Source organism: Nonomuraea monospora (assembly GCF_039531895.1).
Lineage (GTDB): Bacteria > Actinomycetota > Actinomycetes > Streptosporangiales > Streptosporangiaceae > Nonomuraea > Nonomuraea monospora.
In genome coordinates this window covers 1-18,476 of sequence record NZ_BAAAQX010000016.1, presented here as the reverse complement: position 1 = coordinate 18,476, position 18,476 = coordinate 1, and the positions used below count along the sequence as shown (strand labels likewise).

The following is an 18,476-nucleotide window of genomic DNA, read 5'->3' as shown; positions in this document are numbered from 1 at the left end:
TGGCCTCACGTCTGTTCGCCGCGCACCAGGACGGCAAGCGGGCCGGGCCTCACGCCTGTTCGCCGCGCACGAAGGCCGCGAGGTCGGCTGACTGCTGGAGCCTGCTGGGCTCGTGCACGTACATCATGTGGCCGGCCTCGTAGTACTTGAACTCGACGTTGCCGGCCAGCTCGGCGGGCACGGCCAGGTGGGCGAAGGTGTGCTCGGCCGCGAAGTACGGGGTGGCGCCGTCGTGGTAGCCGCAGGCCACGTGCACCCGCAGGTGCGGGTTGACCCGCATGGCGGCGGCCAGGCGGGAGGCCACCTGCACGTGCGCGTTCTCGAACTCCTGGTACGACCACGGCTGCACGCGCGAGGTGAGGATCTCGTACGGCAGGTCGCTGGCGTAGCCCAGGTCGGTGCGCAGGTAGTGGTTGAGCGCCGCGCTGTAGGGCCCCATGATGGCGTCCATGCTGGGGTCGGTGGTGAAGTGCTCGCGGCCCGCGTCGGGGTCCCAGCCGGTGAACCGCCCGTCGAGCCGGCCGACGATCTGGCGGCGCGGGCGCAGCACCTCGGTGAAGAAGCGGATGTGCTCGATGCGCAGGTTGACCCGGTCCACGTAGTCCTCGCTGAGCCCGGTCAGCGCCGCCACCCTGGCGACCGCGGCCGAGCGCTCCTCCGCCGGCAGGCGGTTGCCGCGGGCCAGCGCCCACAGGTAGTCGCGGTCGGCGTAGGCCTCGGCCTCGCGCAGCACGTCGGCCAGCGGCCGGTCCCCGTGCAGCCCGTGGTGGTGGGCGATGGCCGCGTACGTCGGCAGGTACAGGGCGTAGGCCAGGTCGTTGCCCTCGTTGAACTCGCCGGTGATGTAGTCGAGCACCGAGGAGATCAGCATCACGCCGTTGAGGTACATGCCGTAGCGCGACTGCAGGTGCTCGGCCAGCCCGGACGCCCTGACGGTCCCGTACGACTCGCCGGCCAGGAACTTGGGCGACATCCACCGCCCGTTCCTGGTGGTCCACAGCCTGATGACCTCGCCGATGGACTCCAGGTCGCCGGAGAAGCCGTGGTACGGCTCCGCCTTCTCCCCCTCCGCCACCCGCGAGTAGCCGGTGGAGATCGGGTCGATGAAGACCAGGTCGCTCTCCCGCAGCAGGCTCTCCTCGTTGTCCACCAGCCCGTACGGCGGCGGCAGCAGCGCCCCCGCGTCGCCCATGACGACCCGGCGCGGCCCGAGCACGCCCAGGTGCAGCCACACGCTGGACGAGCCGGGCCCGCCGTTGAACGCGAACGTGATCGGCCTGGTCAGCGGGTCGGCCCCGTCCATCGTGTACGCGGTGACGAACACCTCGGCCTTCGGGCGCAACCCCTCGAACTTGCCGTCCGTGGTCACCTCTTCGCGCAGCACCAGGGTGCCCGTCGTGGCGGTGTACGACTGCCCGGAGGGCAGGGTGTGGGAGGTGGTGACCAGGTTGTCGGCAGGGGTGGCCGGCTTCGACTCTTCAGACATGGCGCCCAATTATGGCCTGATTTCCACCGACATATCCGGATCGGCGAAGCGCTCGTTCGGCACCGTCGCGTACCAGCCGGGCCGCCCGGGGTCACGATCGTAGGGATAGCCGCCCGTCTCCCGGTAGAACTCGGCGTAGCGGGCGACCCGGTCGGGGTCCAGCCGCACCCCCAGCCCCGGCCCCTCGGGCACCGCGATGGCACCCTCCGAGTACGCCAGCTTGCCGCCCTCGATCACGTCGTCCCTGAGCTGGTGGTAGTGCGCGTCGGCGGCGTAGGTGAGGTTCGGCAGCACCGCGCCCAGATGCAGCATGGTCGCGAGCTGGACGCCCAGCTCCCCCGACGAGTGCACGGCCACCCCGAGCTGGAACGTCTCGCACACCCCCGCCGCCTTCACGCACGGCCTGATCCCGCCCCAGAACGTCGTGTCGAGCAGCACCACGTCGGCGGCCCTGCGCAGCACGTTGGAGGCGAGCTGCTCGAAGTTGACCACGACCGTGTTCGTCGCCAGCGGCACCTTGACCTGCTCGCGCACGGCCCGCAGCCCTTCCAGCCCCCAGACCGGGTCCTCCAGGTAGTCGTTGTTGAGGTGCTCGATGGCCCGGCCGAAGCGCAGCCCCTCGGCGACCGACAGCACGGCGTTCGGGTCGTAGCGCAGGCGGTCGCCGGGGAACGCGTCGGCCAGCGCCCGGTAGCACTCCAGCTCGTAGTCCGGCGGGAAGACGCCGCCCTTGAGCTTGTGCACGGTGAACCCGTGCTCCCGCTTGAGCTTCGCGGTGTGCTCGACGAGCTGCCCGGGGGTGCGGATCTCGTCGTGGCCGTCGGCGGCGTACCGGTAGAACAGGTACGACGCGAACGGCACCGCGTCCCGCAGCCGCCCGCCGAGCAGGTCGCAGACGGGCACCCCGAGGTGCCGGCCGATGAGGTCGAGGCAGGCGAACTCGATGGCGGCCAGGAGCTGCGTGCGGTTGTTGTAGAGCGACGCCGTCGGGTTCGCGATCTTGAAGCGCAGCGCTTCGAGCTGGAACGGGTCGTGGTCCTTCAGGTACGGCTTGAGCGCGCGGAACGCCGACTCCGCGCTCTCGCCCCCGCCGCCCATCTCGCCCAGCCCGACCAGCCCGTTGTCGGCCTCGACCTCGACGATCGTGCGGACGAACCGGCCCCAGTGCGCGCCGTTGCTGTGCCGCAGCGGCGCCTCCAGCGGCACCGCGACCGTCGTGGCCCGGATGTCAACGATCTTCACTGGCCCGTCCCCCCGACCACGGCCACCCCGCACGCTGGCAGCCTCACCTCGGCCGGCGCGTGTCCCGGCCGCGTCACCGTGACCACGACCGGCTCGGGGGCCAGCGACTGCAGCCGCACGCCGTCCCTGCCCAGGGACGTGATCAGCACGTCGGGGTGGTCGACGGACGCGTACGTCTCCTCGGCCGCCGGGCTGTCGGTGATCAGCGCGCCGACGAACGGCTCGGTCAGCCCGGAGGCGGCCTCGGCCCCCAGCCGCCTGCCCGGGGCGCCCGCCCGCGAGGTGACCGCGTACCTGAACGTGGTCTCGCCCTGCTGCTGGGCAGGGAAGTTGGTGTCCCAGATGTTGTTGAGCGCCCAGGAGTAGACGGTGCCGTCCTCCTGGTCGAGGGTCGGCGGGAACGGCGCGTACGGCATGTGGATGGTGCCGAGTTGCACCAGCGGCGCCTCCATCGTGACCCAGGCGACGGTCAGCTCGGGGTCCTCGAAGGCGATCCAGTGCCTGATCGGCAGCATGTACTCGGCCGAGCCCGGCACCCTCGGCACGCCGGGGCCGCCGACCCCGCCGGTCAGCTCCCAGGCCGTGGCCGGGCCTGTGGCGAAGGGGAAGGCCAGGAAGACGGCCTCCTTGGCGGGGGTGCCCTGCTTGGCGAGCCGGTAGGTCAGGTCGAGGCGCGGCACGCCGTAGTGCAGCTCGACCGTGGTGCGGATCCAGTCGACGCCCTTGCCGCGCAGCTCCACGACCAGCTTCTCGCCGACCGCCGTGCGCCTGGTCTCCTTGATGGTGGCGTGGGTGCCGATGGCGCGGTCGCCGAGCAGGGTGCGGTCGTGCGCGCCCACGTGTCCCGACAGATGGTTGAAGTGCGGGGCGGTGGCGTACCGGTCGTAGACGTACTGGCCGAAGCCGGCGGCGGCGTCGGTGTTGACCAGCTCGCGGCCCGCCCGTTTGTCGAAGATCGAGGAGATGTAGCCCTCGCGGACGTCGTACGCCACCCGGTAGAACTCGTTCTCGATCACCCCGTTGAGTTCGAGATCCACCGGCTCGGGGGCCTGGCTCTCGCCCGGCACGACGTCCACCCGCACATAGCTGTATCCGGAAATATCCGGCACGACGGCGTGGATGTGCCGCCCGATCGGCCGGGTCGGCCAGTCGTCCGGGTCCACGAACTCCTCGTGGTGCGGCAGGGTCTGCCCCGTCCTGGCATCCACCAGCGCGATCGGCACCTCGACGCCCACCACGTCCCTCGGCAGGAACGCGCGCACGACGTCCGTCCGCGCCCGCGTGCCCGGGTTGAAGACGGCGAACGAGGCCAGCGCGCCGCCCTCGACGCCCGACTCCGACAGCGCGGCGGCGAACCTGCGGACCCCGGCGTGCAGCAGGTCGGCGGCGTCGTCCTGGGCGTCGTACGCGCCGGACGACTTGCGGGTCCACTGCAGGCCGCCGGAGTCGCCCGCCTCCTCGGCGTCCTCCCACGGGTTGGCCGCGCCCCAAGTGTGCTCGTTGAACAGCGCGACCTTGTCGTAGGCGGCGTCCACCTGCTCGGTGGCGTCCACCCCGGCCAGGGTGTGCAGCGTCTCGGCCACGCGCAGCGCCGACTGCGCCCGGCGCACGTAGCCGAGCGGACGCGCGCCCGAGCCCAGCCCGTCGGCCCACCAGTCGGTCCAGTCGCCCTCGTGCACGGCCAGCCGGTCGTGGTAGCGCTCCTCGACGTGCTCGAAGAAGTCGCTGTTCACGGCCGAGCGCAGGCGCGGGTAGGCCCACTGCTCGTTCCAGCGGCGGGCGATCGTCGCGGGCACGATCGACGGGCCCGCGTTGTCGGCGTGCGCGCCCTGCACGCGCAGGTGCAGCACGTCCAGCTCGTACGGCTCCTTCGGCGCGTCGGGCCCCTGCCAGCCGAACGTGCCCGGCCCGTACGGGTAGCCCCGCGTGGCCAGCGCCGACAGGTAACGCGGCAGCAGGTCGTCGGCCAGGTCGTAGGAGTCGGTGAGCCCGACCGTGTTGCCCTCCATGTACGCCATCCCGTGCGGCGTGTCCGTGAACCACACGAGGATCTCGTTCCCGCTCGGCGCCCGCCACCGGAACGGCCGGGTCAGCTTGTCGCCGCCGTGCAGGTAGGGCACCGACCTGCCCGCCCAGTTGTGCGCCGCCGCGAGATACCGCACGCCCGCGTCGCTGAGCGCGTCCACCAGGCCGACCACGGCCCCCGGCACGTCGGTGTGCATGGCCGACCTGGTGGTGAAGCCGTAGCGCCGTTCGAGCTGCGTGGTGAAGCGGAGCTGCCTGCGCAGCTCCTCCGTAGAGCAGGCCTCGGTGTGGAGCTGGAACGGCAGCGCCGTCACCTCGATCGAGCCCGCCCTGGCCAGCGCCGCGAACGAGTCGACCATCTCCTTCGGCCGCGCGTCGAGCCACCTGAGCGCGGGCATCGACGACTCGACCGTCCACCGGAACCGCGCGTCGTCCGGCCACGAGGCGGTCTCCTCGGCCAGCCGCAGCGCCGCGTCCAGGTAGTCGAGGTGGTGGCGCAGCACCGTGCCCTGCGGGTCGGTGTAGCCGATGTCCAGGTGCGAGTGGTGCACCACGAACACGTGCCACTTGCGCTGCGGCGTCACCGTGACGCGGGCGCTGCCCACCACGCCCGCCTCGTCGCGGCACTCCAGGGTCAGCGCGCGCGGCGCGTCCACCTCGGGCACCAGCAGCGTCACGTCGCTGCCCGACGCGCTGTCCACGCCGACCAGCACGTGCGTCAGCGGCACCGTGCTGGAGACCCGCACCGCCTGGCGGCCGTCGTGGGTGAACAGCGGCAGCACCGCGACCCGCACCTCCAGCCCGCGCACGCTGATCACGGGCGTCGAGGTGTCGTCGCGCAGCGCCTGCCTGATCCCGTCGTAGTCGGGGCTCCCCAGGCTGCGCTGGAGCAACCGGCTGGTCATTGAACACTCCCTAGAGACAGGCCCCTGGCGAACAGGCGCTGGGTGGCGAGGAACAACACGACGGTCGGCAGCGAGACCACCAGGCCCGCCGCCAGGCCGACAGGGACCGGGGTGCCCGCGTACACGTCGGTCATGAGGCCCGCGATGGCCGTCATCACCGGGCGCACGTCCTCGGTCGTGGTGAGGGTGAGGCCGAAGATCAGGTCGTTCCAGATGAAGGTGAACTCCAGGATGAACACCGCCGTCAGCGCGGGCACCGACATCGGCAGGTAGATGCGCCAGAAGACGCGGAAGGTCGAGGCGCCGTCCATGCGGGCCGCCTCGAAGATCGAGAACGCCACTCCGGCGTAGTAGTTGCGCAGCACGAACGCGGCCAGCGGCACGTTGATCGCCGTGTAGATGAGGATCAGGCCGAGGCGCGTGTCGTACAGACCGGCGTCGCTGAAGCCGACGAACAGCGGCACCAGCAGCATCTGCGAGGGGAAGACGGTGCCGCCGAAGATCAGCAGGAACCACCAGAACCCGTGCCGCAGCCGCAGCACCACGATCACGTACCCGGCCAGCGCCCCGACGAGCACGCCGAGCAGCGGCGAGACGACGCTGTAGAGCGCGGTGCTGACCAGGCTGCCGCCCAGGTCAGCGCCCTCCACGGCGCGCGCGAAGTTGTCCAGCAGCGCGAACTCCCCCGACGGCACCCACGCGCTCGCCGGGTCGTAGGCGTCCGCCGGCCGCGCGGCGTTGACCAGCAGCAGGTACGTCGGCCCGAGCCAGATGAGCCCGAGCAGGACGAGCACGGCCCTCCTGATCATGTGGCGGTCACCTGCCTGCGCAGGTACAGGTACGAGGCCAGCCCCGTCACCACGGTCAGCATCACCGCGACGGCCGAGCCGTAACCGTAGTCGCTGGCCACGAACGTCTCCTTGTACATCGTCACCGCCAGCGTCTCGGAGTTACGCCCGGGACCGCCCTGCGTCAGCACCCACACGATGTCGAACGTCTTCAGGCTCGACACCAGCGCCAGCCCCACCACGACCGCCGTCAGCGGCCGCATCAGCGGCCAGATCACGTGCCGGAACAGCCGCCATCCCGACGCTCCGTCCAGCCGCGCCGCCTCGATCGGCTCCCTCGGGATGGACTGCAGCCCCACCACGAACAGCAGCGTGTTCACGCCGAGCTGCTGCCACGTCCAGACCGCGAGCATCGCGAACGTGTTCGTCGGCGCCTCTTGCAGGAACGCGGTGTCCACGCCGAGCAGCAGGTTCGCGATGCCGTCGTGCGACAGGATCGGGCTCCACACCATCGCCAGGCCCGCGCCGCTGAGCGCGTACGGCAGCATGAACGGCACCCGGAACCAGGCGCCGCCCCTGATGTCGTACGACAGCACCGCGACCAGCAGCCCGAGCCCGACCGGCAGCACCATCGTGCCGACGACCCAGATGAGCGTGTTGCGGGTCGAGGTGAGCAGCGCGGGGTCGTCGAACAGCTTCGCGAAGTTCGCCAGCCCCACCCACACCGGCGACTCCAGGCCGTCGTAACGGGTCAGGCTCAGATAGGCCGTCCACACGAACGGCGCGTACAGCAGCGCCGCGACCAGCAGCGCCGCCGGCGCCACGTAGCCGTGCCTGAACCGCCCGAGAATCGGCGCGCGACTCACTGATGCGTGCTCCAGTACTCGTCGGCCGCCTTCTGGATCGTCTCCAGCACCTCCCGGTACGTGCCCGGCTCGGTCACGAACTTGCTGAACCCGTCGAGCGCGGCCGTCAGAATCGGTGGCGGCGTCGCCTCGAAGTAGCGGTTGACCAGGCGGTACTTCCCGCTGCCCGCGTCCTTGGTGACGGTGCCGAGCGCCGGGTCGGCGATCGTCACCTTCGGGTTGGCGCTCACGTCACCCCGGCTCGTCGCCCACTTCTCCTGCGCCTGCGCCGTCGTCCACCACTTGAGGTACTTCATGCTGGCGTCCGGGTCGGCCGCCTTGGTCAGCGAGCACAGCGGCCCGCTCTCGAAGATCATGGACGTCTTCGGCAGCGCCGCGTTGACGTTCGGGATCACGAAGAAGTCGTAGTCGGTGCCGGCCTTCATGCTGCGCGTCGTCATGCTCGTGTTGAACCAGGTGCCGAACGACACCATCGCCGCCTTCCCGGTCTTCAGCACGTCGCCGGGGTCGGTCTTGTCGCCCGGGTTGATGAAGTAGCCGGCGTCGATGAGCTGCTTCCACCGCTCCATCACCTGCACCACGCCCGGGTCGGTGTACTTGGCCTTGCCGGTGGACAGGCGGTCGTACAGGTCGGGGTCGGTGCCGGCCATGAGCTGCTCGAACCAGACGAACGAGAACAGCACGCTGGTGTGGTAGAACGCCTTGACGCCGTTCTGCTTGAGCGTTTCCGCGGTCTTGACGAGCTCGTCCCAGGTCTGCGGGGGCTTGAGGTCGTACTTGTCGAAGATCTTCTTGTTGAAGAACATGCCCCAGTAGGCGACGTTCATCGGCACGCAGTATTGCTTGCCGCCGATCGTGTAGTACGGGAGCAGGTCCTGCGACAGGTCGCCCGACTTGATCGCCTCCTGCCAGACGGCCGTGGTCTCGGCCACCTGCTTCTGCTTGACGATCTCCTCCAGCATCCCCCCGGTCTGCCAGGTGAACAGGTCGGGCTTGACGTTCGTGCGGAACGAGGCCTTGATGAAGGCCTGGTACTGCGCCGAGTCCGTGTATCCCGTCGGTTTCATGGCCAGGCCGATGCTCTGCTTGGACAGGGCGCCCATCTCGTCGAAGTACTTCGTCCAGGCGCCCTTGTCGTTGTAGAGCGTCAGCTCGGTCTTGTTCTGGGGCGCGCCGCCGCCGTTGCCGCCGCAGGCGGTCAGGACGAGCGCCGCCACGCCGAGCGTGGCCACACGTGACCGGTACATGGGCCGGCCTCCTTGGTTCTATTCGGGGGGTTGCATCCGGTGCTCGATAACCGTCTTCACGTCCATCAGGTGGGCCCGCATGCGCTGCTCGGCCTGCGCCTCGTCACGCGCCTCGATCGCCTCCAGGATGGCCAGGTGCTCCTCGTGGTCCCGGCGGCGGTCGTCGAAGATCTGCAGGATCTCGCGCTGCTCCGGCCCGTGGACCGTGAGCAGCGAGTCGACCACCTCGTGCAGCACGCTGTTGCCCGCCATCCGGGCGGTGGCCCGGTGGAAGGTCATGTTCGCGTCGTGCAGCTCGGCGTCCTGGCCGCGCAGATGCGTGCTCGCCTCGTCGAGCGCCCGCTTGAGCGCCCCGAGCTCCTCGCTGCCCGCGTGCCGGGCGGCCAGGGCCGCCAGCGGCGGCTCGATCAGGATCCGGGCGTCGAGCAGCTCCAGGAGCTGGGCGGCGTGGATCTCGCGCATGTTGGGGTTGGGCAGGACGAGCCGCTCGATGGCGGCGCCGACGTAGATGCCGGAGCCGTGCCGCAGCTCGATGGCCCCGGTGGCCTCCAGTCTGCGTAGCGCCTCGCGCAGGGTCGGGGTGGTGACGGCGAAGCGCTGGGAGAGCTCCCTGGTCGAGGGCAGCCTGTCGCCGGGCCGGTGCCCTCCCGTACGGATGAGCTCCAGCATGCGCTCGGTCAGAGCGTCGGAAAGCGTGGGCCGCGCTACCTCGGACATATCAAGTGATCTAATCACTTATTGGGCACGGCGTCTATGAGGTCTTTTTCGCCGGGGCCTTCGCTACCTCTTGATCAGGTCCATCATCATGTCGATCTGACCCTTGCGAGAGCTCTGCACCTGCGCCGCCCACCGCTGCACCGTCGGGTTCGCCCCGCCCGCCACCTCGGCGGCGGCCATCTGGACGGCGTCGTCCTGGTGGGAGATGAGCAGGTTGCACAGGTCGTACTCGAAGTTCTTGGACTGCCGCAGCGACTGGATCTGCTTGAGGTCCGTCTCCGGCATGCCGCCGTGGTGGTCGTGCGCGCCGGTGGCGGGCGTGAGCGGCTGGTCCCAGGAGTGCAGCCAGCGCAGCATCATCTCCACCTCGCTCTGCTGAGTGCTCTCGATGGCCGCGGTCAGCGTCCTGAGCTGGGGGTCGGTGGCCCGCGACGTGCCCACCTTGGCGATCTCGATGCCCTGCCGGTGGTGCTGCACCATCATCTGGACGAACATCACGTCCTCGGCGTTGACCGGGGGTTCGTCGCTCGCCTGCGGGCCGCAGGCGGTGGCCAGCAGGAGGGTCAGGCCCGCCAAGACACGACTTCCGCGCACCGGCCCTCCCATGACTGTTAGGAAACCTTCCTAAGGGTTGACCACATCCACCGGCCAGCGCAAGAGCTTTGGCCGGTTCTCACCATACGTCTGATTTGCGGAGTATTTCGCTCGTGTGGTGGCGGGCGATCCCCAGCATGAACGCGCGGTCGGGGAAATCGCCGTCCAGCAGGCGCAGCGGGCCCGCCACCAGCGACAGGTGCTGGGCCAGTTCGTAGAGCCGCATCCTGCGCTCGTCCAGGTCGCCGCCGGTGCGCAGGCGGGCGTAGTGGTCGCCGAAGCGGATCCGCAGGAAGACGTGCTCCCATTCGACGTCGAAGAACATCGCGCCCTCGATGTCGATCAGCACCGGCCTTCCGTCGTCGTCCATCAGGACGTGGTCGGGGCCCAGCTCGCCGTGGATCAGGCCGTGGTCCGTACGCGGCTCGATGCCCGCGGCCAGCCCCCGCAACCTCTCCTCCAGCTCTGCCGCGACCGCGCCGATCGGCTCCACCCGGGACGCGGCCTCTCCGAGGTCCGTCAGCGCCGCCTCCAGCACGATCTCCGGGGCCGCCCTGCCCACCGGCCGGCCGCTCTCGACTCGCGCGACCTTGCCCAGCCCGGGCTCGCGGCACCGCGCCATCGCCCGCAGGTCCTGCGCGAGTCGTTCCATGGCCTTCGTGTCCCCTGCTTTCAGCCGTGCCTCCAGTGTGCCGCCGCGTACGTCCTCTATCAGTGCCACGTCGGCGGGGTAGAGGTCGCGGCCGTCGTCGGCGACGTACAGGGCGGGGACCCGTACGCCTGCCTCGGCCAGCCGGGCGTGGGCGGCTCTGAACAGCGCGAGGCCCGAGCCGTGCGTGAAGGGCTCGGGGCGCTTCAGGTGGGCTGCGTCCCAGTAGTCCTCGTCGTCTGACCAGACGTAGAGGACGGCGGTCGGGCCTTTGTCCTGGAAGGTCAGGCGGTAGACGCCCTTCTTGGAGCCGCCCTTGAGGCGGTTGACGTGGGCGAGGCGGCGCTCACCGCCGTACACCTCCCGCACCAACGCGGTCAGCTCTCCGCGGCCCGCGAACCGCCGCCGGGCCCCGTTCCCGCTCCCACTTCCGCTCCCGCCACCCCCGCTTCCCCTCCCGCTTCCGCCTTCACTCCCGCTTCCGCTCCCGCCTCCACCCGCGCTTCCCTTCCCGCTCCCACTCCCACTTCCGCTCCCGCCCCCGCTTCCGCTCACGACCCCGCCCCCGCTTCCGCCCCCGCTTCCGCTCACGGCCCCCCGCCTCCGCTCCCGATCGCGCTCACAGCGGCTGCTCCAGCCAACGCCGCATCGGCCCGAAGCCCAGCGCCGCGAAGAACGCCTGCGCCGGGCCGTTGAAGTCCCAGACATCCGTGACGACGGCGGTGCACCCCGCCTCCCTGCCCCCCACCCGAACCGCCTCCACCAGCGCCGCACCGACCCCCGTCCGGGCGTGCCAGGTATCCACCACGATGTGCTCAATCATCACGAACCTGCGGGGACGGTTGAGCACGCCGCCGGGGTTGCGGTGGATCGTCGCCGCGACATAGCCGATCGGGCGCGCGTCCACCTCGGCAACGAAGGCCAGCGTGTCCTCGCGGCCCAGGAAGTCACGGAAGCGGTCCGCCAGTTCCGCCTCTGCGGCGGGCGGGTGAAAGACATCCGGGCGGTGCTCAACGTGCAGGGCGTGAACGAAGTCGTTCAGCCTGGCCAAGGTTGCGGCGTCGGCCGTGGCGGCGGGGCGGATGGTCATCCGGCGATCCTCCCGTGCGGCGGTGCTCGGTCGCCACGCGTTTCGCCCCTTGACATGAAGTTGGGTTGAGGTCGCACGGTTGATCTCATGACAAGCTTCGAGATCGGCGTCATCCTGCCCGGAATCGCCGTACAGCGCCGGGACGGGCTCACACCGGCGCAGGCCGCCGCCCACGCCGAGGCGGCCGGGCTCGACGGCGTCTGGCACGGTGATCACCTCGCGGTCGGGGGACCGGTACTCGACGCGCCCATTGTTTTGGCCACCGCCGCCGCGGCCACGTCCCGAGTCAGGATCGGCACCAGCGTGTTCATCCCGGCCATCCGACCGCTGGCCTGGGCGGCCAAGCAGGTGGCGACCCTGCAGTACGTGTCGGGGGAACGGCTGGTGCTCGGGGTGGGGTCCGGTGGCGGGCCGGCGCAGTGGGCGGCGGCGGGGGTGCCGTATGAGGAGCGGGGCCGGCGGACGGATGCCGCTCTGGAGCTGTTGCCACGGCTGCTGGCGGGAGAGGCTGTGGTGCTGCCGGACACAGCCGTCCAGCAGCCCGTACGGCCCGCGCCCGCCCCTGACACACGCCAGCCCGTACGACTCGCACCCGCCCCCTGACACACACCAGCCCGTGCAACTCGCACCCGCCGTCGCGATGCCGCCGGTCTGGGTGGGCAATGCGTCGGCCGCGGCGATCCGGCGGGCGGCTCGGCTGGGGAACGGCTGGTTCCCGTCCCTGATCTCACCCGAGGAGGTCGCCCGCGGCCGGGACAGGCTGGCCGAGCTGGCGTCCGAGCACAGGCGCCCCACACCCGTCATCGCCATCGGCGGCACCGCCCATGTCGGCGGTGGACCCGCCGCCCAGGCGGAGATCGCGTCCGGCATCAGCGGCGCCTACGGGCGTCCGTTGGAGGAGGTCGCCGGAATCCCGCTCACGGGCCAGCCAGAGGAGGTCGCCGAGAGACTGGCCGAGTACCGCGCCGCCGGGGCGAGCCACGCGGTGATCGGCGTCTCGGGCGGCGACTGGCGGGCCCAGGTGGACCTACTGGCCGAAGTCAGAGCCCTCCTACTGCCCTAACCAGCCACACCCCCGCTCACCCCGACCGGCATCCCCGCATCAACCCAGCCGCTCCCGACCAGCACCCGCCGACCGGCAGCTTCACCTCAGCCCAGCCCCACCCCTGACGGGCAGCTTCGCCTCAGCCCAACCGCGCCGCACTCCCAGCGATCCACCGCCCTGGACCTGCCGCACCCCGACCGGCACCCTCACCTCGGCCTACCGCTCCCGCCGACCGGCAGCTTCACTCCAGCCCAGTTGCACCCCCGACGCGCTGCTCTTCGCCTCAGCCCAGTTGCACCCCCGACACGCAGCTCTTCGCCTCAGCCCAGCCGCGCCGCACGCCAGCAATCCACCGCCCCCGGCTGGCCACACCCAGCCAACCGATCAAGCACCTCCGCCAACTCCCCGGTCCGCACATTCCCCGGATCGTTGGTCTCCTGGTGCGGATCAACCACTGTGTCGTAGTACTCGGGCCGCCCCTCCCCCTCATACTCCACATACAACTCCCCAGCCGTCCGAACGGCGGCATAACTGGGCGGCCCAGAATTGGCAGGCGCCTGCAACTCCTCAGCATCAGGATCCGGCTCGCCAGGAGCACCAGGATCCGGCTTGACGTGCTCAATCAACGCCGCCTCCCGCCACCCCGCAACCTTGTGCCCCTCGATGAGCCGCAACAAGCTACGCCCGTCCCGCAGCTCACCCCTCACCCCCGCCATATCAAGAAACGTCGCAAACAAATCCACGTTCTGCGCGATCGCATCAACGGCGAAATCCCCGGGCCGCCCCACCGCCGGCCGCTTGACCAGCAGCGGCACCCGTACATCATGATCATAAGCAGTGCTCTTGCCCCGCAACAGCCGATGCTGTCCCAGGTGGAACCCGTTATCGCTGGTGAACACCACATACGTATTGCGCTGCTCCTCAGCACTCAACGCGCCGAGCACCCGCTCCACCATGTCGTCCACCGACTGCACCATCCGGATGCGATCCCGGAAATCCTTACGCAGTTCCTTGATCACCCCAGCCCCGAGCGGCTCCCGCCGCACCCAGGAGGGCTTGTCAGAGGTGTCCTCGTTGAACGCGGGCAACGCCGCCACATCGATGCCCGCACAATCGGCCCCACCACAGTCACCATGCGGAAACTCCCCCGCCGGGAACTGGTTCTTCGGCCGGTCCCTTCGCGCCGGCGGAAATCGCGGCTCCTTGTCCCCGGCCTTCGCCCCGATCCTGGAATGCGGCGAGAACGGCGACACCTGAAGAAAGAACGGCTCCCCTGGCGCGTGCCGCCGCGACCTCTCGATGAAGTCGACGGCCCGCCGCCCCAGCTCGTCCGTCAGATACTTCCCACCGGAGGGATCGAGCGGCTTCTCCTGCGCCGTCTCCTCCTTGATGTACCGGGTGAGCTGATACGTGAACTCGCTGTATCCACCCCCGGCGGCCACATGCCATTCATCCCACCCGACGGGCACGTGGTACCCGGCCGGCACCGGATATTCGTTGATGTACTTGCCCAGGTACCCCGTCCGATAGCCCGCCTGATCCAGGGCGACCGCGTACGTCCGTCCTTCGTGCTTCTCGAACGCCTGATAACCGCCGCCGTCGCTGCCCTTGTTCGTGGCCACCCCCGTGTTGTGCGGGAACTGGCCGGTGAACATGGAGGCCCGCGACGGACAGCACAGCGAGTTGGAGACGTAGTAGTCGCTGAACGTCGCACCGTTCTTCGCCAGCCCGCTCACCGCGTCCATGTACGGAAGCAGATCGGCCGACATGTCATCGACCAGAAAGAAGATGATGTTCGGCCGCTTCTTCACACCAGCAGCCCCGGCCCCGGCTTGCGACGCCACCGAACCCATGACCAGAACGACGGTCAACGCCACCGCCATGACCCTGCGTAAGTCCCGGACCATCGACATGACCACCCCTTTTGACACCACCGACAGATCGCAGTCACGAAAGACGCTAATTCCCGATCGGCACTCGATCAAGGTTCCGCCTTGCGCCGGACCCGCGAACTCCATCAAGATCGTCTCCCCAGAGGAAGGCGGCACCCGCGTGGACTTCACCGTTCAATACGAGCCCACCCCCGACGAAGTGGAGCGGGCACGTCAAAGGCCCTAATCAGCCAGGAAGTGCGGTGGTCGCTGTTCTCGAACGTGGTCACCACCCTCGAGTTCTGGCTGTTCTTCGTCAACAAGCAGGCCAGCGGCGTCCTCCCCAGAAACGCACTAACGCCCGGCTTTCTACCTTGACCTCGAAGGGCTAGAGAGGACGCCGCAAGGTCATCGACTGGGACCGGCCATCCCCATCCCCCACAGCATGAAAGTCCACGACGTCGAAAAACTCGCGCGCGAACTCCTGCAGCCGGTCGTCGTCACGGAAGGAGAAGAACCGAGCCGGCTGATGATTGTCGCCCTCGAACAGGCCTTCCCCCACGATGCTGCCTCCGCCGTACACACCGATGAAGAACAGACCGCCGGGCCGCACCACCGCGCGGATCGCCGCCAGCACCGCGGAAAGGTCACCGTCAGGTACGTGCAGCAGGCAATTGAACGCGTACACCGCGTCAAAAGAGCCGGGCTCGAATTCAAGCCCGAGAAAGTCCATGACATGGGCTTCGAGGCCCTTGTCCCGGCAACGGTCCACCATGGCGGGCGACAGATCGACGGCCACGACGTTCAGGCCGTTCTCCTGGAAGTAGACGCTGTCCTGCCCGGTGCCGGCGCCGACCTCCAGCAACCGCTCACATCCGTGCTCCCGCAGCCGTCCCAGGAACGTCTCCCGCTCCGCCAGCTTCCACGGGGCCTTGCCGTAGGTGTCGCGCAGCTCCGCACCGTCGTCGTACGCCGCTCTGAGCGGACCGATCACATCGTCGTAGCGCAGGCTCATCGCGCCATGATGCCCCATCCCGACCGCATATCGGCGATGCTGTGACCCGTGGAGTACGTGTCCAGAGCGCCGCGACCACCCCTGACCGCGTTGATCGACGACCTCTACTACCTGGCGGGCACACCCCCGTACCCCCGCCTGACGCTACCGCCCATGCCCTCGGCCCTGCTCATCCTCAACCTCGGCCCCCCATTCCACGTCCGCACCGGCACCGACCCGACCACCTACACCGACGGCTGCGTGATCACCACTCCCACCCGCGCCATCGAATTCTGCTATCCCCCGGCCACCCGCTCGGTGGGCGTGCACTTCAAGCCATGGGGCCTGGCACCGTTCCTGCAAATGCCCGCCGCCGAACTACGCGACCGCCCGGTGACGGTGGAGCAACTCTGGGGCCACCGCACAGCGTCCGAACTACGAGAACGCCTTGCCGCGGCGACCAGCCCCGACGACATGCTCAACCTGCTGGAGAACGAACTGACGCGACGACTCCGCGAAACCACCGGCCTCGGCCTGGTCCGCCATACGAGCAACCTCATCGCGTCGGCCATGGGCGCGGTGCCGATCGCCGATCTGAGCGTCGCGGCCGGCGTCAGCAGCACCCACCTCGCACAACGCTTCAAGGAGCTCGTCGGCGTCACCCCGAAACGGCTCGCCCGCACCTACCGCTTCGCCGCCACCGTGCTCGCCGTCGACCCCGCCGCCGGCCCGGTCAACTGGGTGGACCTCGCCGCCCGCGCCGGCTACTTCGACCAGGCCCACTTCGGCCACGAGTTCCGCCTGTTCACGGGCCTCACTCCGACCCGCGACGTCGACGTCCGGCGCCGGTTCCTCCGCGAGCACCCCGGCCACGCCCTCAACGTCGGCCCCCTGCCCGCCGATTGATTTCTTACAAGAACCAGCGCCTCCGCCACGCCACCATGGAACTCCCCCGAGCAGAGGAGCGCGCCATGAGCAAGGTCGTCATGTACAGCACAGTGTCGGTGGACGGCTTCATCGCGGACACGAACGACCAGGTCGGCCCACTCTTCGACTGGCTGTCCAACGGCGACGTGCCGCTGGATGCGACGGGGGACATCAAGGTGTCGCAGCCGTCCCACGACTACATCCGCCCGTACTGGGACGAGATCGGCGTCACGGTCGTCGGCCGCCACGTCTTCGACCTGACGAACGGCTGGAACGGCAAGCCCCCGGCCGGCATCGACCACCTGGTCGTCGTCACCCACCGCCCTACGCCCGAGACCTGGAACCCCAACGCGCCGTTCCACTTCGCGGACGGTATCGAGACCGCCATGGCCAAGGCGCAGGAACTCGCAGGCGACCGCACGGTCGAGGTCGCGGCGGGCGACGTCGGCGGCCAGGTACTGGCCGCCGGGCTCGTGGACGAGGTGGCCATGGACGTGGTGCCTGTGGTGTTCGGATCGGGCAAGCGCTACTTCGGGACTGTCGACGCGCAACATTTGCTGGCGGACGCGGATGTCGTGGTCAGAGGTGACCGAGTGCTCCACCTGCGCTATCGGGTACGCCGATAACTCACCGGTCGGCGTTGCCGATCACAGCAGCGAGAATCCGTGAATCCAGCATCGCTTTGGAGAACGAAACACCCGTGATCCTCTTCGTCAGTGCGAAACTCCGCGGGAACGTGGAGTCGATCCCCGGCCCTTCCCAGTCGTGGTCGGGATCCAGCCCCACCTCTCGCATCTCCTTCACCAGCCGGTCCGGATCGGATCCCGTACGCGCATGCGGGCCCAACTGGTCGAACCAGGTGACCTGTTCGCCGTCCACCGCGTAAATGAAGTAGTCGCTGGCGTGCAGGTTTCGGTGGACCACCACAAGCTCGCCGTCCAGCGAGAGGCTCCGCATCGAGCGGCGATCGAGGCCAATCGATCCGCCCCAGAGCTGGATGAGAACCGTCCAGCCGCCGGCCTCGATGGCGCCTACGTAGCTGCTTCGGAAGTTGTCGGCATCGATGCACCACATCGTGCGCTCTTGAAACTCTTCGAATGTCACCTGTTCCACGTCGGCAGCTCCCGCCCCGAGACGAGTCAACGCCTCGAGAGGGGTGAGGGAGCGGACGAAGGAAACACAAGCGCAGTCATGGAACGGGCCGAACTCGCCGAGCCAGCCGAACTCTTCGTATTCGGATCCGGTCACCACTTGTCCCAACCGGAGTATGCCCACCAAGGGCCGGCGATCGGGTCGAACCGCTCGAGGTCGCCTTCGGGCATCTGACCCGCTGGACTCCAGATGAAACCGGCCGACGTACGAACTCCAGGATCATCGACGGTGAACCTAGCTCCACCGCCGGGCGTCGCCTCCGACCAGCACGTTGGATAAAGGCCCACCTGGTGACACTCACGCGAGTAGGCGCCGTTCCGGGCCACCGTCTCCGCATGGGATATCAGCGCGGACTCCGACAACGCGAACCGCACCCGAAACGGCGCATCGAGTGACACGGCCACGACAACACCGCAGACGATGACCCACGGCATGAACCACCGGACCTTGCGGTCACGCACCGCGTCGGCATCGCGGATGAGCGCGACGGCTGCACGCACGGTCCAGACAAGAGCAAGAATGCCGCCGACGAGGTACGCCCAAAGGAAGAACTCGACGTAGACGTAGGGAGCGCTGGCCCACCACAGGGCTACCAAGGACGCGAGAGAGAACACTGTCAGTAACGGCCATCCCGGCGGCTTGTCGAGCACGGCGCAACTCTAGGACCTTCGCTTGGATCTTGGCCATATGGATACGCGCTGGTGAAACGCAGAGCCCATCCGCGAGATCGCGAAGGGCCTTGAAGTAGAGGTGAGGGGCCACGATGATTCCGGACAGCCGTGTTATGGGTGCAGCCTATGCGGCCGTCTGGATTGCAAGGGCCTCGTTGAGAACCTCCAGGGGCGGCCGGTAGCCGAGCGCCGAGTGCAGGCGCCGAC

At 69.1% G+C, this 18,476-nt stretch carries 18 protein-coding genes; 4 read left to right on the top strand and 14 right to left on the bottom strand.

Annotation, left to right across the window (positions count from 1 at the left end; genetic code table 11):
• Nucleotides 1-49 precede the first annotated feature (49 nt).
• The 10 genes from ABD331_RS28660 to ABD331_RS28615 all read right to left on the bottom strand — a co-directional run bounded on the left by ABD331_RS28660 (nucleotide 50) and on the right by ABD331_RS28615 (nucleotide 11,609).
• On the bottom strand, nucleotides 50-1,486 hold the full coding sequence (locus tag ABD331_RS28660) for a S10 family peptidase (protein ID WP_344481005.1): 1,437 nt from the start codon (nucleotides 1,484-1,486) through the stop codon (nucleotides 50-52).
• A gap of 9 nt (nucleotides 1,487-1,495) precedes the next feature.
• Nucleotides 1,496-2,728 (bottom strand): enolase C-terminal domain-like protein, encoded by a 1,233-nt coding sequence (locus tag ABD331_RS28655; protein WP_344481002.1) that lies wholly within the window; start codon nucleotides 2,726-2,728, stop codon nucleotides 1,496-1,498.
• Nucleotides 2,725-5,658 (bottom strand): glycoside hydrolase family 38 N-terminal domain-containing protein, encoded by a 2,934-nt coding sequence (locus tag ABD331_RS28650; RefSeq protein WP_344480999.1) that lies wholly within the window; start codon nucleotides 5,656-5,658, stop codon nucleotides 2,725-2,727. The genes ABD331_RS28655 and ABD331_RS28650 overlap by 4 nt, the downstream gene beginning before the upstream one ends.
• Nucleotides 5,655-6,467 carry a carbohydrate ABC transporter permease gene (locus ABD331_RS28645; protein ID WP_344480996.1) on the bottom strand — a complete coding sequence of 271 codons (813 nt, stop codon included), beginning with the start codon at nucleotides 6,465-6,467 and terminating at the stop codon, nucleotides 5,655-5,657. Before ABD331_RS28645 ends, ABD331_RS28650 begins: the two co-directional genes overlap by 4 nt.
• The gene (locus ABD331_RS28640; protein ID WP_262380032.1) at nucleotides 6,464-7,312 is read right to left on the bottom strand and encodes a carbohydrate ABC transporter permease; all 849 of its coding nucleotides are present in this window, start codon (nucleotides 7,310-7,312) and stop codon (nucleotides 6,464-6,466) included. Before ABD331_RS28640 ends, ABD331_RS28645 begins: the two co-directional genes overlap by 4 nt.
• Nucleotides 7,309-8,559: an ABC transporter substrate-binding protein gene (locus ABD331_RS28635; protein WP_344480992.1), complete on the bottom strand. Its 1,251-nt coding sequence runs from the start codon at nucleotides 8,557-8,559 to the stop codon at nucleotides 7,309-7,311. The genes ABD331_RS28640 and ABD331_RS28635 overlap by 4 nt, the downstream gene beginning before the upstream one ends.
• An 18-nt stretch (nucleotides 8,560-8,577) precedes the next feature.
• On the bottom strand, nucleotides 8,578-9,276 hold the full coding sequence (locus tag ABD331_RS28630) for a FadR/GntR family transcriptional regulator (protein ID WP_344480990.1): 699 nt from the start codon (nucleotides 9,274-9,276) through the stop codon (nucleotides 8,578-8,580).
• 63 nt (nucleotides 9,277-9,339) lie between these two features.
• Nucleotides 9,340-9,870, bottom strand: a complete 531-nt coding sequence (locus ABD331_RS28625) for a DUF305 domain-containing protein (RefSeq protein ID WP_344480988.1) — start codon at nucleotides 9,868-9,870, stop codon at nucleotides 9,340-9,342.
• Nucleotides 9,871-9,949: 79 nt separating this feature from the next.
• Nucleotides 9,950-10,888, bottom strand: coding sequence for a phosphotransferase family protein (locus ABD331_RS28620; protein WP_344481534.1), 939 nt, complete (start codon nucleotides 10,886-10,888; stop codon nucleotides 9,950-9,952).
• Between the two features lie 250 nt (nucleotides 10,889-11,138).
• The gene (locus ABD331_RS28615) at nucleotides 11,139-11,609 is read right to left on the bottom strand and encodes a GNAT family N-acetyltransferase (RefSeq protein WP_344480985.1); all 471 of its coding nucleotides are present in this window, start codon (nucleotides 11,607-11,609) and stop codon (nucleotides 11,139-11,141) included.
• Nucleotides 11,610-11,696: 87 nt separating this feature from the next.
• Between ABD331_RS28615 and ABD331_RS28610 the strand changes: the two genes are divergently transcribed.
• Nucleotides 11,697-12,212 (top strand): LLM class flavin-dependent oxidoreductase, encoded by a 516-nt coding sequence (locus tag ABD331_RS28610; RefSeq protein ID WP_344480983.1) that lies wholly within the window; start codon nucleotides 11,697-11,699, stop codon nucleotides 12,210-12,212.
• A 13-nt stretch (nucleotides 12,213-12,225) separates the two neighbouring features.
• On the top strand, nucleotides 12,226-12,672 hold the full coding sequence (locus ABD331_RS28605; protein WP_344480981.1) for an LLM class flavin-dependent oxidoreductase: 447 nt from the start codon (nucleotides 12,226-12,228) through the stop codon (nucleotides 12,670-12,672).
• Between the two features lie 302 nt (nucleotides 12,673-12,974).
• Here ABD331_RS28605 and ABD331_RS28600 read toward each other — a convergent pair whose 3' ends face one another.
• Nucleotides 12,975-14,672, bottom strand: a complete 1,698-nt coding sequence (locus ABD331_RS28600) for a sulfatase family protein (RefSeq protein WP_344481532.1) — start codon at nucleotides 14,670-14,672, stop codon at nucleotides 12,975-12,977.
• 241 nt (nucleotides 14,673-14,913) lie between these two features.
• Nucleotides 14,914-15,540, bottom strand: a complete 627-nt coding sequence (locus ABD331_RS28595) for a class I SAM-dependent methyltransferase (RefSeq protein WP_344480979.1) — start codon at nucleotides 15,538-15,540, stop codon at nucleotides 14,914-14,916.
• A gap of 48 nt (nucleotides 15,541-15,588) precedes the next feature.
• Between ABD331_RS28595 and ABD331_RS28590 the strand changes: the two genes are divergently transcribed.
• Together ABD331_RS28590 and ABD331_RS28585 are read left to right on the top strand one after the other, a co-directional pair.
• Nucleotides 15,589-16,425, top strand: coding sequence for a helix-turn-helix domain-containing protein (locus ABD331_RS28590; protein WP_344480976.1), 837 nt, complete (start codon nucleotides 15,589-15,591; stop codon nucleotides 16,423-16,425).
• A gap of 65 nt (nucleotides 16,426-16,490) precedes the next feature.
• Nucleotides 16,491-17,072, top strand: coding sequence for a dihydrofolate reductase family protein (locus tag ABD331_RS28585; RefSeq protein ID WP_344480974.1), 582 nt, complete (start codon nucleotides 16,491-16,493; stop codon nucleotides 17,070-17,072).
• Between the two features lies 1 nt (nucleotide 17,073).
• On the opposite strand, the gene ABD331_RS28580 is transcribed toward ABD331_RS28585, so the two are convergent.
• On the bottom strand, nucleotides 17,074-17,694 hold the full coding sequence (locus ABD331_RS28580; protein ID WP_344480972.1) for a DUF6461 domain-containing protein: 621 nt from the start codon (nucleotides 17,692-17,694) through the stop codon (nucleotides 17,074-17,076).
• A complete protein-coding gene (locus tag ABD331_RS28575) occupies nucleotides 17,691-18,248 on the bottom strand; it encodes a hypothetical protein (RefSeq protein WP_344480969.1) in 558 nt (185 codons plus the stop codon). Before ABD331_RS28575 ends, ABD331_RS28580 begins: the two co-directional genes overlap by 4 nt.
• Nucleotides 18,249-18,476 lie beyond the last annotated feature (228 nt).